Consider the following 13,457-nt stretch of genomic DNA (forward strand, 5'->3'; position numbering starts at 1 on the left):
GATTCTAAAAATCTATTTAATTCTTCAGTCCGCGGAGGCGGACTTCGTTTGTGTAGTAGCGGTTTCAACCGCCGAATTTGATTCTAAAAATCTATTTAATTCTTCAGTCCGCGGAGGCGGACTTCGTTTGTGTAGTAGCGGTTTCAACCGCCGAATCACTCTGAATTTGATTCGAGATGAGATAATTCCCCTAAAACCTCACAGTCACCAAAATCACCCGCCGAGGCTGATCTTCCGCTTCAACAGTAAACTCAACACGCCCAAAACCTTTCGGCCCCGGTTCAACTAAATCGTAGCGAGAAGTCACCGTCCCCGCCGCTGTGTCATATTGAGCAAAAACAGCACCAGGATTTCTCCCAGCAGACGCATCGCTATCACCTCCCCAAGAACTCATATCATCTATTCGCGATCGAGTTGGTAATAGGGAAGCCGCGATTTCTGGCGGTGTTAATCTTTGGTCTGCTAAGACTTGTTGAGCATTATGAATCGCGCACATTGTCGGCCCAGAAATTTTGGAATCGCTATATTGACCTTCCCATTTTTGTACGAATCCAAAACCGACATTCGGGCCTACTTTATCCTGTCTTTGTCTACCCCACAGACGACTGGTATCTGCTGCAAAATTAGAACCGCTACCAGTTACGGCTAATTCGGTTCTTTTGTTGGTAAAATTGCGATCGACAAATTCTTTGTCTGCCGTGCGGATGGCGCTGGCGGCGGCTGATTCTATTTTATTGCTAACATTATTATTGCCTTGTAAGATGGGTGAGAGAACACCGGGCATAGCCTGTGCTCCACAATATTTTTGAATACCGCTGAAAACGCGATCGGCTGATAAGGCACTAATCGGAAATTCTAGGGAATAAGCTTCGGCGGGTTTGGGGAAGAAAATGCCAGATGTTGCGGAAGCAGCAAAAGAAGCACCACCCCAAATGATGATACGATTAAATTGACGGCGGCTGATACTCATAATTTATCTTCTCCCAGGAGAGCTTGCACCCGGCTCAAAATTAAATTTGAAGAAGTGGTAGGGTCTGCTGTTACAATTTTGAGCTGTGGAACAAGATATCTCAAGAGATAAACTTTTACCATTACTAACATCTACCAGCATTGTATTGATCCTCCCAGTCTTCCCAACCTGAGAAGCTACTGGATTTCCGTCTACATAAACCTCAATTTTGGGCGGTGAAATTTCATCCTTATCTGCAACTCCATACTCTATTCGGAGAGCAGCACGACCGCCTGGAAGTTTACAAGTCCAACTGGCCGAGCGTACATTCATAATACTGGTGTATATTTCTCTGCCTATTACAATGTCTGTAGGCTCCCTGTACAAATGATTTATCCCGCCAGGGTTTGGGCTACCATTTCTCAGTAGACCTCCTGTAACAAGACATTGCAGGTCTAATATATAGATAGGCCGCTGGGCCTGGGCCACCTGTGCACCAACAGTCGCTAGAGTAAAAGACAACACCCCAGCCGAAAGAAAACCACTAAGCCACCGATCGCGCTTCATAAAATATTTTGCCAAAACTTTAAACTACTATAAAGGATGAGCTGTGTACGAAAAGTCCTGACTTTTGACAGATGACAAAATCTAAATTGTTTCATTTGTACGAAATGTCAGGTACAATAAATCATGTAAACTCCAGCGTCTCCTTTATTTATGGATATTGCCGCAGCTTTAAAACTGGCAGATGACCTAGTTTTTGCCCAAACGGGAAAGCGCTTAGATTATGTGCAAGAAGCTATCCTGCGGGGAACATTCAAAAAACGCACCTACACGCAAATTGCTAAGGAAGTTTATTCAAGTTCAAGTCATGTGAGAAATGTCGGTTCGGAACTCTGGAAAATACTTTCTGAAGGATTGGGCGAAAATATTACTAAGGCTAGTTTGAAACCAATATTAGAAACAGGTAAAATTTATAATTATCAATCAGCTATTGTTGAAAATATAACAGGTGAGACTGTAACAGTTAATAATAAGCTTAATATTTGTTCTAAAAAACCCCGTGAATCTAGGGAATCGCCCGCAACTCACCAAAACCCGCAACCAACAACAAAACAGCCCCGCATCGACTTAGGCGACGCACCGGAAATCCTCACGTTTTACGATCGCACATCCCAACTCACCACCCTCGAAAACTGGGTGTTAGCCGATCGCACCCGTCTCATCACCATCTTAGGATTAGCTGGAAGTGGCAAAAGTGCGATCGCCCTCCAACTAATCCAACAAATTCAACACCAATTCGACTGCATCATCTGGCGCAGCCTCCGCAACTCTCCACCGCTGAGTGCACTGGAAACCGACTTAATCAAATTCTTGGGCGATGGGTCACAAACCGAGTTACCATCAATTATCGAATACTTGCGATCGCACCGCTGTCTGATCGTACTCGATGATGTCCAAACAATCTTCAGCAGCCAACAACTAGCAGGAAACTACAAACCAGGCCATGAAAATTATGGTATTTTCTTCAAACAAATAGCAGAATCATGTCACAATAGTTGCTTAATTTTGATTAGTTGGGAAAAACCCAGAGAAATTGCAGCATTAGAAGGCGAACATAAAAATTGTCAAACATTGCAACTCAATGGTTTAGGCGAATCAGCACGAAAACTATTCACAGAAAAAGGTTTACTTGAATCAGAAAAATGGTCAGAATTGATTGAAATTTACCGAGGCAATCCATTGTGGTTAAATATAGTATCGACAATAATTCAAGACTTATTTGATGGCAATATTTCGGCTTTTTTATCCTATAATAGCCTAGTTTTAGGAGATTTAGAATATTTATTGCACCAACATTTTCAACGATTGTCGGAACCAGAAACACAGGTGATGTCCTGGTTGGCAAATCAAACCGCAGCAGTCGAAATCTCGCACAAGCCAAGGAATCTCGAACTATCGCCGTCAGAATTCCTCAAAGCCTTGGAGTCTTTGAGACGGAGGTTATTAATTGACAAAGTGCAACAGGGTGATTGTACGTTGTTTAGTGTTCAGCGGGCGATCGCAGAATATGTAAAAACTAACATCAAATAACTTCAAAACATCCAAACTCAAAGCGCGTTAATCCGCGTACTATTCGGGAAGGCGAAGCGCCTACATTAGCGGTTTAAAAATAAAAATATCAATCAACTGGAATACTATCTAACAATGTTGCGATCGCACTTAAAAAAGGTTTATAATGTGATCGGTGCGTAAAAATCTGGTGTAAATTCAAAAAAAAGGGTAAAATGCGTGTTATTAGCCGAAAAATTCTGCGAGATTTCTGTGCAAGCCATGCGGATTCCTGCGACGCACTTTATGACTGGTATAGAGTGTCAAGTAAAGCCCAATGGCAGAACTTAATTGATGTTCAGCAAACTTATCCAAAAGCTGAGGCAGTTGGAAATTTTACTGTATTTAATATTAAGGGAAATCGATATCGCTTGATAGTCGATCTAGTTTACGCTTCTCAAAGAACCTACATCAAATATGTTTTGACTCACGCTGAGTATGATAAGGATGAGTGGAAAAATGATCCGTAGTTTTGATGTCAAATATTATACAGATTTACTGGTTAAATATCAACCAAAACCGATCGCAAATGAAGCAGAAAACGAGGCCGTGATCGCTCTCGCTAGCGAACTGGAACACCGCCCAGGGCGATCGCTGGAGGAAGAGCTATTTCTGGAGCTTTTGATCACACTCATCGAAAAATTTGAATCGGAAAATTATCCGATTACCGCAGGGGATTCAGCTTCAATGTTGCAACATTTAATGGATGCGAGAGATTTAGATAAATCTGACTTAATTCCCCTTTTGGGAACGGAAAAAGCGGTTGAGGAAATTATGCTCGATCGAAGGGCTATCGAAACAGATGAAGCCCGAAAACTCGCCGAGTTTTTCAGAGTCGATATTAGCTTGTTTCTCGAAGCGCGATCGCAGCCTGTCTAACGGCAAAAGCGATCGACTGTTTAAATAAGATAACAAAACATCCAAACCAATCAGCGTTAATCCGCGTTAATGTGCGGTTCAAACCCCAAAAATCCAACTTTCCCCAAACTTGGGGCCAAAAACCCCCATTTAGCCCTAAAATAAAAAAGACTGACTAGCCAACAAATCCCTATGTTTGAAGCCCTTGCCGATCGACTCGAATCCACCTGGAAAAAACTGCGCGGACAGAATAAAATCTCCGAATCCAACATCCAAGACGCCATCAAAGAAGTCCGCCGCGCCCTCCTGGAAGCCGATGTCAACCTCCAAGTCGTCAAAAACTTCGTCGGAGAGGTAACGGCCAAAGCACAAGGGGCAGAGGTCGTTTCAGGCGTCCGTCCCGACCAACAATTCATCAAAATCGTCCACGACGAACTCGTGCGCGTCATGGGGGAAACCAACGTACCCCTCGCCACCGCCGAATCCGGGCCCACCGTCATCCTGATGGCCGGTTTGCAAGGAACCGGAAAAACCACGGCCACCGCCAAACTAGCCCTGCACCTCCGCAAGCAAAATCTTACCGCACTGCTAGTCGCCACTGACATTTATCGACCAGCGGCGATCGACCAATTGCTCACCCTCGGCAAACAAATCGACGTACCAGTATTTGAATTAGGCACTGATACTGACCCCGTAGAAATTGCCCGCCAAGGCATCGAATACGGCAAACAACTAGGCGTAGATACCATCATCGTCGATACAGCAGGCCGCCTGCAAATCGACCAAGAAATGATGGCAGAATTGGCCCGCATCAAACAAACAGTACAACCCCACGAAACGCTGTTAGTTGTTGATGCCATGACAGGCCAAGAAGCAGCAAATTTAACCCGCACCTTTCACGAACAAATCGGGATTACCGGTGCAATCCTCACCAAATTAGACGGCGACAGCCGCGGCGGTGCAGCCTTATCAGTTCGCCAAATATCCGGCGCGCCGATTAAATTTGTCGGCGTCGGCGAAAAAGTGGAAGCATTGCAACCATTTTATCCCGATCGCATGGCATCGAGAATACTCGGCATGGGCGATGTCTTGACGCTAGTAGAAAGAGCTCAAGAAGAATTCGACATCGCCGATGCCGAAAAAATGCAAGAGAAAATGCTCACGGCAAAGTTTGACTTTACCGACTTTCTCAAGCAAACCAGACTGTTAAAAAACATGGGTTCCCTCGGCGGTATCATGAAAATGATTCCGGGGATGAACAAACTCTCAGACGAACAAATGCGGCAGGGAGAAGTGCAGCTAAAACGCACCGAAGCCATGATTAATTCGATGACAATTGAAGAACGCCGCAATCCCGAACTTCTAGCAAGTTCTCCATCCCGCCGCCGCCGCATCGGCAAAGGCGCAGGCTACGCCGAAAATGACGTAACAAAACTCGTCAGCGATTTCCAGAAAATGCGTACTATGATGCAGCAAATGAGTCAAGGCAATTTTACAGGTATGGGAGGATTACCCGGAATGCCAGGAATGCCAGGAATGCCAGGAATGCAGGGAATGGGCGGCCAGAAGAAAAAGAAAAAGAACAAGCCTAAAAAAGGTTTCGGTCAGTTGTAACCGAAGGAAGAAGGAAGAGGGAAGAAGGAAGAAGGAAGAAGTAGAAACCGTAGGGTTCGTCGCTATTGATAATCTGCACATCAGCTTGAAAATCTCACAGCGATGCACCCTACACAATAGTTTTTTTGTTACCAATTTTGACCCAAAAAGCGTGGAATTGAATATGGTACAAACCTTTACTGAACCAGAAACTATATCTCTAGAAGTGCCGAATTCGATCGCCCTTCGGGTAGAATTTTACAGACAACAAACAGAAGTAGAAATATTAATCAATCCAGCCTAGTTGTCCGGCGAAGGCGTATTGCCGGGATTTGTGTTGAATTTAAGGCGAGTTTGGCGTTAAATTTCCTGTCAGTCTCCAAGAAGACGGCGCCGAGTTCCGTCCCAGAGAGATATTTGGGTTTGTCAGGCCACGATATATGTAGGGCTTGCTTTATAGTTTTTTGTGCGATGCTTTTTCGGTGCCATTGCACTAAAGTCATGACTACCAACAATGGACATCACAGGTTTTACATAACTTTACGTAGGTTGAGGGCGATCGACCAACAATAAGCTTTAGACTTTTAAACAAACACCTCCAGTCCCAGAAATCAGGACTTTAATCTACCCTAAAAAAACATTATGTTTCCAACTCACCGCCCCCGCCGCCTCCGCAACCATCCCCAACTCCGCCGGATGGTACGCGAAAACATCTTGACAACCAGCGATTTAATTTACCCCCTATTTGCCGTACCGGGGGAAGCTTTTGCCAAAGAAGTTATATCAATGCCCGGAGTTTACCAGCTATCGGTAGACAAAATCGTAGAAGAAGCCAAAGAAGTATACGATCTTGGCATTCCCGCGATTATTTTATTCGGCATTCCCGCAGACAAAGATACAGACGCGACAGGCGCTTGGCACGACTGCGGCATCGTCCAAAAAGCGACGGCAGCAGTTAAAGCAGCCGTACCGGATTTAATTGTCATGGTTGATACTTGTCTGTGCGAATATACCAGTCACGGTCACTGTGGCTATTTGGAAGTCGGAGATTTAAGCGGTCGCGTTTTGAACGATCCGACACTAGAATTGCTAAAGAAAACTGCCGTTGCTCAAGCTAGAGCTGGTGCAGATATTATTGCACCTTCGGGAATGATGGACGGTTTTGTGGGAGCAATTCGCGAAGGATTGGACTCGGCTGGATTTGAAGATATTCCCATCATGTCTTACGCGGCAAAATATGCCTCAGCTTATTATGGCCCGTTCCGGGATGCGGCAGATTCTGCTCCGCAATTTGGCGATCGACGCACCTATCAAATGGATCCTGGAAACGGCCGCGAAGCTCTCAAAGAAATTGCTCTCGACATTGCTGAAGGCGCAGATATGCTGATGGTTAAACCTGCTTTAGCATACATGGATATCATCTGGCGCGTTAAGGAAGCAACTAACTTACCAGTTGCGGCTTACAACGTTTCTGGAGAATATGCGATGGTGAAAGCCGCCGCTCTTAATGGTTGGATTGATGAAGAAAGAGTGGTGATGGAAACCTTGACAGGATTCAAGCGTGCTGGTGCTGATTTGATTTTGACTTATCACGCCAAAGATGCGGCCCGCTGGCTGCAAAACTGATTCACTCGTGATGCCGCCATACGTTTGGGATCGGAATACCGGGCGGTTGAAACCGCGTCTAATCTGGCGAAGTGCGGACTTCGCTGGTCTAGAAGCGGTTTCAACCGCCGTCTAATCTGGCGAATTTTGAGTCAAAGACTTTTTCACCAACTTTATACAAAAAAGTATTAATAATTACCGAAATTAGTTACAAAATATGTGTAACTAACAATAGTTTTGTAAATCGGGAATTCAATATTGATCGTTCCCAAGCAAAATCAACTTTCAATCCTGTAAGACAGTAAAAGTAACACAGTTTAGATACAACTTAAAGGCGGATTGAGCATGACATCAACGACTAGGGATTCCAGTCACATTCAATTTTGTATAGAGCGCGATCGCGCAGACATCGCACAAATCCAAGAACTATTTAAAGCCGCCGCCTTTTGGGCGAGGGCGCGCAAAATAGAAGATTGGGAAATTGCGATCGCCAATAGCGAACCAGTTGTGACAGTTTGGGATGGCTTACGGGCGATCGGCTTTGCTAGAGCTACCTCAGACGGCATCTATCGAGCTACAATCTGGGATGTCGCCATTCACCCAGATTACCAAGGTGCAGGACTCGGCCGCCAATTAGTCCAAACCGTCTTGAGCCACCCTCGAATGTGCCGAGTAGAGCGAGTTTACCTGATGACAACTTACAAACAAAGCTTCTACGAGCGCATCGGTTTTCAGCACAACGCCAGCACCACAATGGTACTTGAAAATCAACTCTTAGAAGAGAATCTCGAATTAGAAATTAACAATGGCGAATTGCTAACTGCTATTTGTTAAAGAAGCACAAAACCTGCACCCAAATCTCTAAATAGTATGGCGTGCAATGCACACCATACTATTTACAAATAATTTACCTCTTCCCTCCCTCCGTTAAATCCATTACACAATCCGTTACCAGAAAGAATTGGTTTAAAGCCGGAACCCTGATCGATCGGGCGGGGAGAAATTAAAAGCAGACGATTCATGACTCCAATCCTCTTCCTTCCAGTTAGAGGTCGCTGTCAACTGTCAACTGTCAACTGTCAACTGTCAACTTCTTCCTTCATCACAAAGTTGCCAAAGGAATAGAACACTGAGTGCGGTTAAAATTGGACTCTTCAGACTCAGAAGGCACAGCCAGAACCTCCAACTTTCCATTCATCAAACTTAAAAGAGTCTGATTCATCAACAACCTCATGCCAGAAGAGACGTGAGAATTATCGCTGATCTTAGTAGCATCCGACTCCAAATCGTGCTTCAACAAATCCCAAGATTCGCTCCAAGCACTAACCGAACGCTGATCGTCTACCCAAATATGAACGCATCCAGATTCCGGTGAAGAATGGGCAGAAACAGAAATACTCCCCTCCTCCATCTGAGCCACAGCAGTATCTACCAAATTGACTAAAACTTGTCTAAACCTCGGCAAATCTGCCAATACATAAATCCCCGGATCGGGCGGCAATATCTCCAAACGAATGCTGCGATTAGCAGCTTGCAAGTAAGTTAAATCATCAACTTCATCAAAAACCTTAGCTAATTGAATCGGCTCAATATCCATCGTGTCAGTGCCGTGTTCAGTTTTAGCAACAGAGATAATTTCATCTATCAATTTCACCAGCTTGAGTGCTGCAACGTGAGCTTGTTCGACAAACTCTCGTTCCTCTGCAGGATCGTCGCACAAATCCGACAGAATTAATTGCAGCGTACCAATCATAGTGCTCAGGGGCGATCGCAACTCGTGAGAAGTTCGAGCCAAAAAGCCCCCCTTAAATAGACTCATCTCCGATGCCATCTGATAAGCCAATTGAGTTTGCTTCAGTTGCTCAGCCAAGGCATCAAACTTCTCTAAGTTCATTTCTTGAGGAGTTGGCGGCATAGGGGGCAAAGGTTCTGGCTGTTGCGAGCTTTTTTGTCGCCCGCGCCAAATCAAACTGCTTCCCCAACCCAGTCCTAATCCCATACCTAAATATATCAAGTCGCTCCAGCCGATCGGCGCCATATTGCTTTGCCTAGGAGTTTAGCTTTTAGCATTTTAGCTCGATCGCGCCCTGTCGCAATATTTCCCAATCGCCGCCAGTCCATTTCGCTACAGTCGAAGGTAAACTCGAACCTGTTGTCGCTGTTGTTAATTCAGCAGCAACTAATGTCAAGACTTCGGGAAACTGCGCTTCTATTTCTGCCACCGACTCTAGAGGCGCTTGGCCGGATAGATTAGCACTGGTAGTAGCCAAAGGGCCTGTCTGCTCTAAAATCTTGAGAGCAAGGGGAAAATTAGGGACTCGTACTCCGATTGTAGTGCGATCGATCGCATTCATCGCCCGTGGCACCAGTGGCGAAGCCGGCAGCACCAAAGTTAGCGCCCCAGGCCAATAGGATTCGGCCACTTGCTGCCACAATGTTACTTCTGCGGGACTCCCCTGCACGTAAGGCCACAAAGCCTCCGGTGATGCTGCCATCAAAATCAGCGGCTTGTCTTGACTGCGCTGTTTAGCTGCAAAAATCAACTCCGCGCGATCGGGCCGCGCAGCCAAAGCGGGTACAGTATCTGTAGGAAAGCTGACAATATAATCTCCTGAAATTGCTCCTTGAATCAAGGAGGCGATCGAAACTTGAGTCATCCGATTTTAGATTTTAATAGGACTTGCGCGAGGGTGATCAGAAACCGATTTTTTTGCGAGAATACTTGTTGCAGTCCAAATATTCGGTAAAAAACCCGGTTTCTTTGGTGGGAGTGCGTAAGTCCCGTATATTTTAGATTTATCGCTTCTAATCATACATCATTTTCTTTAAAGAATTGTCACCTCTCTTACCGATATTCTTGTGCAGCACTTCTCGGAAATCCGACAATTGCTCTTCACCGCTGAATGCACGCTTGGGAACTATCATAAAATCCGAGTCTGACACAGGATAGAGGGATGGCACCGGATAAATTACTAATAATTTTCTGGTTTCAATAAATAATTCAAAATGCCCCCATTGAAAAGTCCCTTGCCAACTAGGAGTATCAACTATCAGCCCTTCTCCTATCACTTCTACTGTGATAGGTTCCCCGCAGTTCGTAGGCTCGACAATTGGCATCTTTATATTTACGTCGATTAGCACAAAAATTTTACATAAAACAGGAAGGGATACCAAAATAACGCCCACCACTAAGAAGCTCCAATCCTTCGATGTTATTGCCAGATAAAGAAATAAAAATCCTATTAGTAATGCCAAGTTACGCAAGACTCGCTTTTCTGATTCTGAAGATCTGTTTAGATCCGCCTGATTAGCTTCTTTGTAATCATTAGAATTCAGTTGAAACCCTAAGTTCATTGTTTTCATTTAAACGTGAGGAACTGGCGAAATATTACTGGATAGCAATTTTCTAAATGCTTGACACTGCTCTCGGTTCAATGTATGTTTTGGAAAAAAATGGGGGATATTGGAAGACTCACAAGGATAGATAACAAACAAATTTTCTGTCTCTAAGAAGTGCGAGTAAAATTGCCACTTGAGTTTGAGGCTAACCTTTGCAGTTTTCAACTCCATTCCAGATTCAGTCACTTTTAAAATAACAAAGTTATGCCAAGCATTAGTAATATCTCTCCACATAAAGAGTTCAACGACTTCAAAAAATTTACAGAGCCAATAAACAAGTTGTACAATTATCCATCCTAACAAAAAAGGCGGCTCTGAAATTCCCCATTTGATCCCAAATTTAATCTGCCCGAAAAGCATAGACCAAAAGAAACCTCGATCGCGCGACATGATCTTTCGCCGCTCTAGGAACTTCACAATAGGGATGTAGGAGATGCCAAAACTGATTATGAAATAACCCCAGAGGGGATTTGCGGCAGCGTTAAGATAGGCAATTCCGCCCCCCACAATAAATACAGCCCTAGTCCACAACTCGACTTTCGAGAAAGTCTCGACTTTCGTGGCAATTCTACTAGCCTCTAAATATTCTTTGAAAGTAAACTGATATTCCAGCTTCACGGTGATACCTCTTGTATGCTGAGCGCGATCGCCGTTTTTACGCCAACTCTATCTCAAAATCCAGCAAGCATACAAAGTCGAGAAATTCTATCTTTCCTGGGCTTGTTCCCTAAAGACGATAGGCTAACGCAAAGCGATCGATTCCTGCTAAATCCGAAAATATCTGAACTTCAGCGTAACTCCCCTGACTTTCCAGCATCTCAGCTACCGCCTCAGCTTGTCCCGCCATCATCTCAACCAAAAAAACTCCCTCAGATTCTAAATAATCGGGAGCCGTTTCTACCAAATGCCGGATGCAATCTAAGCCATCAAAACCGCCATCTAAGGCCAGGTGAGGTTCGTGCTTCAAAACTTCCGGTTGCAGAGTCACCACCGTGCTGCTGGGAATGTAAGGCGGGTTAGACACCATGCCGCTAACTTTACCTTTGAGAAATTCTAGCGGTTCCCACCACAAACCTTGATAAAAATTAACTCGCGAGCCAAAACCCAAATTCTCAGCATTTTGTCGAGCCACTACCAAAGCTTCCCAACTGCAATCTACTGCATAAACTGTAGCATTTGTCAACTCAGAAGCCAAGCCGATCGCGATCGCCCCGCTGCCCGTTCCCAAATCCACCCAATCCGATTTTCGATTAACTGAATAGCTTTTAACAGCAGCCACAGCCAAATCGATCAGCAATTCCGTTTCAGGACGAGGAATTAGCACCGCCGGCGTTACTTTGAGCGAAAAATTCCGCCAATGTGCAACTCCCGTTAAATACTGCACAGGCACCCGTTCCTGCAACCGTCGTTGCCACAATCGATCTAGTTCAGATAAAGACAACTTTAATTCAATTTTGGGCAAATCTTTAAACGACTCCAAACGCAGAGCCAATTTATCCAAACCTGCCAACTCTTGCAGCAGCCAGTCAAGTTCTGCTTGGGGAATGTTAGAGGCGATCGCATCTACCTTAGCTTGATTCATCCACTGCCACAACTCTAAACCCGAAACAAACATAAGACTTTTTGGGAATTGGTCATTAGTCAGTAGTCCTTGGTCAGTAGTCATTAGTCAGTAGTCCTTGGTCATTGGTCAGTAGTCCTTCGTAATTGGTAATTGAGAATTGGGAATTGGGAATTGATAAATAGTAGGTTGAGTCGAGAAATCCCAAAATCCAACCTACTAACTCAGTCCCGAACCCAAAACCTAATTATGTAGGGTTCCATCCACACCGAACCTTACCGCTTTAAGTAACGCATAAAACCAATTTTTGGGTAAATCCTGTCTGTAACTAATGACCAATGACCAATGACCAATGACCAATGACTACTGACCAATGACCAAGGACTACTGACTACTGACTAACTATTAGCGAGCAGGTGGAGCTGGAGCAGGTCGAGCTGGAGCTGGAGATGCAGCAGGTCGAGTTGGAGCTGGAGATGGAGCCACCTGTGGATTTTGGCCAGCACCAGCCGGTTGGCGCGATCGCACATATTCCAGCGACTCCCGCGACGGCATCAAAATCAGTTGGCTCAAAGACGGGTCATTTTCAGTACCCAAAGCTTCCAAAATCCTCTCCAAGTTCACTACTTCAATCTTAATCGTGCTATTCACGTTCGGCTGCTGCTGCTTAAAACGATCGACCATTTCCTGCAAGTCCTCCTTGTTAAAAAACAGGGGAAGCTCCTCTTTATCGCCCCGCTGAATCGTCAGATAACCATTTTCCGGGCCACCTCTCGCCAAAAACAGAGGTACACCGTTTAACTCGTTAACTTGTTGCCCGCTCTGCTGAAGTACAGTTTTAGCCGACTGCACCTGCTGCGCCGCCGGAATAAAAGCAAATAGCACCTGATCCGGCTTGCCTTTATTTTCTTGAGCGAGCCGATAAATTTCCCCCAGTGACACGGGTGTCACGCGCGCGGAGGCAGCCAACTGAGGATTTCCCGTTTTCAGTTGATCGACAAAAGCTTGAGCATCTTTCTGGCTGATAAAAATTCTGGCTACCGAAGCATTACCAGTTTGACCCTGACCTTGCTTGGGAACAGAAGCGATGAAAAACGCACCCTGACCGTCTGTAATCGTAAATACCGGCACCGGGCGTAACTTTTCTAAAATTTGTGGCACTGGTAGTGCCAGTGCAGACATCTTGGCAATGGGCGAGGGGCCGAGCAGAGTGCAGCCCACAATCCCCAATATTGCGCCTAAACGAACTAATGATTTCATGTTTTTCCACCATCGGCGATCCTGAAACACATTAACGCAAAGACTGGCTCCTTGACACGATCGACAAAAACTGCCTCAATGGGTCTCCATTTTGAACAAATGTCAACATCAGCGGCAGTT

14 protein-coding genes and 1 pseudogene are annotated in these 13,457 nt (G+C 45.1%); 7 read left to right on the forward strand and 8 right to left on the reverse strand.

Annotated elements, in window-relative coordinates; all coding sequences use genetic code 11:
* Positions 1-190: 190 nt before the first annotated feature.
* Positions 191-970 carry a Tat pathway signal protein gene (locus tag QUB66_RS03370; RefSeq protein WP_332965919.1) on the reverse strand — a complete coding sequence of 260 codons (780 nt, stop codon included), beginning with the start codon at positions 968-970 and terminating at the stop codon, positions 191-193.
* Positions 971-1,666: 696 nt separating this feature from the next.
* On the opposite strand from QUB66_RS03370, the gene QUB66_RS03375 reads away from it, so the two are divergent.
* The 7 genes and pseudogenes from QUB66_RS03375 (at position 1,667) to QUB66_RS03405 (ending at position 7,951) form a co-directional block, all read left to right on the forward strand.
* Positions 1,667-3,043 carry an NB-ARC domain-containing protein gene (locus QUB66_RS03375; RefSeq protein WP_332965917.1) on the forward strand — a complete coding sequence of 459 codons (1,377 nt, stop codon included), beginning with the start codon at positions 1,667-1,669 and terminating at the stop codon, positions 3,041-3,043.
* A gap of 194 nt (positions 3,044-3,237) precedes the next feature.
* Positions 3,238-3,531: a type II toxin-antitoxin system HigB family toxin gene (locus QUB66_RS03380; RefSeq protein ID WP_265235109.1), complete on the forward strand. Its 294-nt coding sequence runs from the start codon at positions 3,238-3,240 to the stop codon at positions 3,529-3,531.
* Positions 3,521-3,940, forward strand: coding sequence for a helix-turn-helix domain-containing protein (locus QUB66_RS03385; protein ID WP_332965916.1), 420 nt, complete (start codon positions 3,521-3,523; stop codon positions 3,938-3,940). Before QUB66_RS03380 ends, QUB66_RS03385 begins: the two co-directional genes overlap by 11 nt.
* A 171-nt stretch (positions 3,941-4,111) precedes the next feature.
* The gene (gene ffh, locus QUB66_RS03390) at positions 4,112-5,533 is read left to right on the forward strand and encodes a signal recognition particle protein (protein WP_332965915.1); all 1,422 of its coding nucleotides are present in this window, start codon (positions 4,112-4,114) and stop codon (positions 5,531-5,533) included.
* 229 nt (positions 5,534-5,762) lie between these two features.
* Positions 5,763-5,876 (forward strand): annotated as a pseudogene (locus QUB66_RS03395) (Uma2 family endonuclease); the annotation flags it as partial.
* A 278-nt stretch (positions 5,877-6,154) separates the two neighbouring features.
* Positions 6,155-7,138, forward strand: coding sequence for a porphobilinogen synthase (gene hemB / locus QUB66_RS03400; protein WP_265235106.1), 984 nt, complete (start codon positions 6,155-6,157; stop codon positions 7,136-7,138).
* Positions 7,139-7,462: 324 nt separating this feature from the next.
* Positions 7,463-7,951: a GNAT family N-acetyltransferase gene (locus tag QUB66_RS03405; protein ID WP_265235105.1), complete on the forward strand. Its 489-nt coding sequence runs from the start codon at positions 7,463-7,465 to the stop codon at positions 7,949-7,951.
* Positions 7,952-8,013: 62 nt separating this feature from the next.
* On the opposite strand, the gene QUB66_RS03410 is transcribed toward QUB66_RS03405, so the two are convergent.
* The 7 genes from QUB66_RS03410 to QUB66_RS03440 form a co-directional block, all read right to left on the reverse strand.
* A complete protein-coding gene (locus QUB66_RS03410) occupies positions 8,014-8,139 on the reverse strand; it encodes a hypothetical protein (RefSeq protein ID WP_265235104.1) in 126 nt (41 codons plus the stop codon).
* Between the two features lie 80 nt (positions 8,140-8,219).
* Positions 8,220-9,155 carry a sensor histidine kinase gene (locus QUB66_RS03415; RefSeq protein WP_265235103.1) on the reverse strand — a complete coding sequence of 312 codons (936 nt, stop codon included), beginning with the start codon at positions 9,153-9,155 and terminating at the stop codon, positions 8,220-8,222.
* A 25-nt stretch (positions 9,156-9,180) separates the two neighbouring features.
* On the reverse strand, positions 9,181-9,774 hold the full coding sequence (locus QUB66_RS03420; RefSeq protein ID WP_332965911.1) for an L-threonylcarbamoyladenylate synthase: 594 nt from the start codon (positions 9,772-9,774) through the stop codon (positions 9,181-9,183).
* 148 nt (positions 9,775-9,922) lie between these two features.
* Positions 9,923-10,480 (reverse strand): YcxB family protein, encoded by a 558-nt coding sequence (locus QUB66_RS03425; protein WP_332965910.1) that lies wholly within the window; start codon positions 10,478-10,480, stop codon positions 9,923-9,925.
* Positions 10,481-10,906, reverse strand: coding sequence for a YcxB family protein (locus QUB66_RS03430; RefSeq protein ID WP_332965908.1), 426 nt, complete (start codon positions 10,904-10,906; stop codon positions 10,481-10,483).
* A gap of 337 nt (positions 10,907-11,243) precedes the next feature.
* Positions 11,244-12,182, reverse strand: a complete 939-nt coding sequence (prmC, locus tag QUB66_RS03435) for a peptide chain release factor N(5)-glutamine methyltransferase (RefSeq protein ID WP_332971200.1) — start codon at positions 12,180-12,182, stop codon at positions 11,244-11,246.
* A 300-nt stretch (positions 12,183-12,482) separates the two neighbouring features.
* Positions 12,483-13,337, reverse strand: a complete 855-nt coding sequence (locus QUB66_RS03440) for a Tic22 family protein (protein ID WP_332965905.1) — start codon at positions 13,335-13,337, stop codon at positions 12,483-12,485.
* Positions 13,338-13,457: the final 120 nt, after the last annotated feature.

It is taken from the genome of Microcoleus sp. A2-C3, assembly GCF_036706065.1.
In the GTDB taxonomy this organism is placed as follows: Bacteria; Cyanobacteriota; Cyanobacteriia; order Cyanobacteriales; family Microcoleaceae; genus Microcoleus.

Excerpts from the sequence above, each read along its gene's own strand:
- QUB66_RS03370 (WP_332965919.1), bottom strand. The coding sequence starts at position 970 with ATGAGTATCAGCCGCCGTCAATTTAATCGTATCATCATTTGGGGTGGT.
- QUB66_RS03375 (WP_332965917.1), top strand. The coding sequence starts at position 1,667 with ATGGATATTGCCGCAGCTTTAAAACTGGCAGATGACCTAGTTTTTGCC.
- QUB66_RS03380 (WP_265235109.1), top strand. The coding sequence starts at position 3,238 with ATGCGTGTTATTAGCCGAAAAATTCTGCGAGATTTCTGTGCAAGCCAT.
- QUB66_RS03385 (WP_332965916.1), top strand. The coding sequence starts at position 3,521 with ATGATCCGTAGTTTTGATGTCAAATATTATACAGATTTACTGGTTAAA.
- ffh (WP_332965915.1), top strand. The coding sequence starts at position 4,112 with ATGTTTGAAGCCCTTGCCGATCGACTCGAATCCACCTGGAAAAAACTG.
- hemB (WP_265235106.1), top strand. The coding sequence starts at position 6,155 with ATGTTTCCAACTCACCGCCCCCGCCGCCTCCGCAACCATCCCCAACTC.
- QUB66_RS03405 (WP_265235105.1), top strand. The coding sequence starts at position 7,463 with ATGACATCAACGACTAGGGATTCCAGTCACATTCAATTTTGTATAGAG.
- QUB66_RS03410 (WP_265235104.1), bottom strand. The coding sequence starts at position 8,139 with ATGAATCGTCTGCTTTTAATTTCTCCCCGCCCGATCGATCAGGGTTCC.
- QUB66_RS03415 (WP_265235103.1), bottom strand. The coding sequence starts at position 9,155 with ATGGCGCCGATCGGCTGGAGCGACTTGATATATTTAGGTATGGGATTA.
- QUB66_RS03420 (WP_332965911.1), bottom strand. The coding sequence starts at position 9,774 with ATGACTCAAGTTTCGATCGCCTCCTTGATTCAAGGAGCAATTTCAGGA.
- QUB66_RS03425 (WP_332965910.1), bottom strand. The coding sequence starts at position 10,480 with ATGAAAACAATGAACTTAGGGTTTCAACTGAATTCTAATGATTACAAA.
- QUB66_RS03430 (WP_332965908.1), bottom strand. The coding sequence starts at position 10,906 with ATGTCGCGCGATCGAGGTTTCTTTTGGTCTATGCTTTTCGGGCAGATT.
- prmC (WP_332971200.1), bottom strand. The coding sequence starts at position 12,182 with ATGACTACTGACCAAGGACTACTGACTAATGACCAATTCCCAAAAAGT.
- QUB66_RS03440 (WP_332965905.1), bottom strand. The coding sequence starts at position 13,337 with ATGAAATCATTAGTTCGTTTAGGCGCAATATTGGGGATTGTGGGCTGC.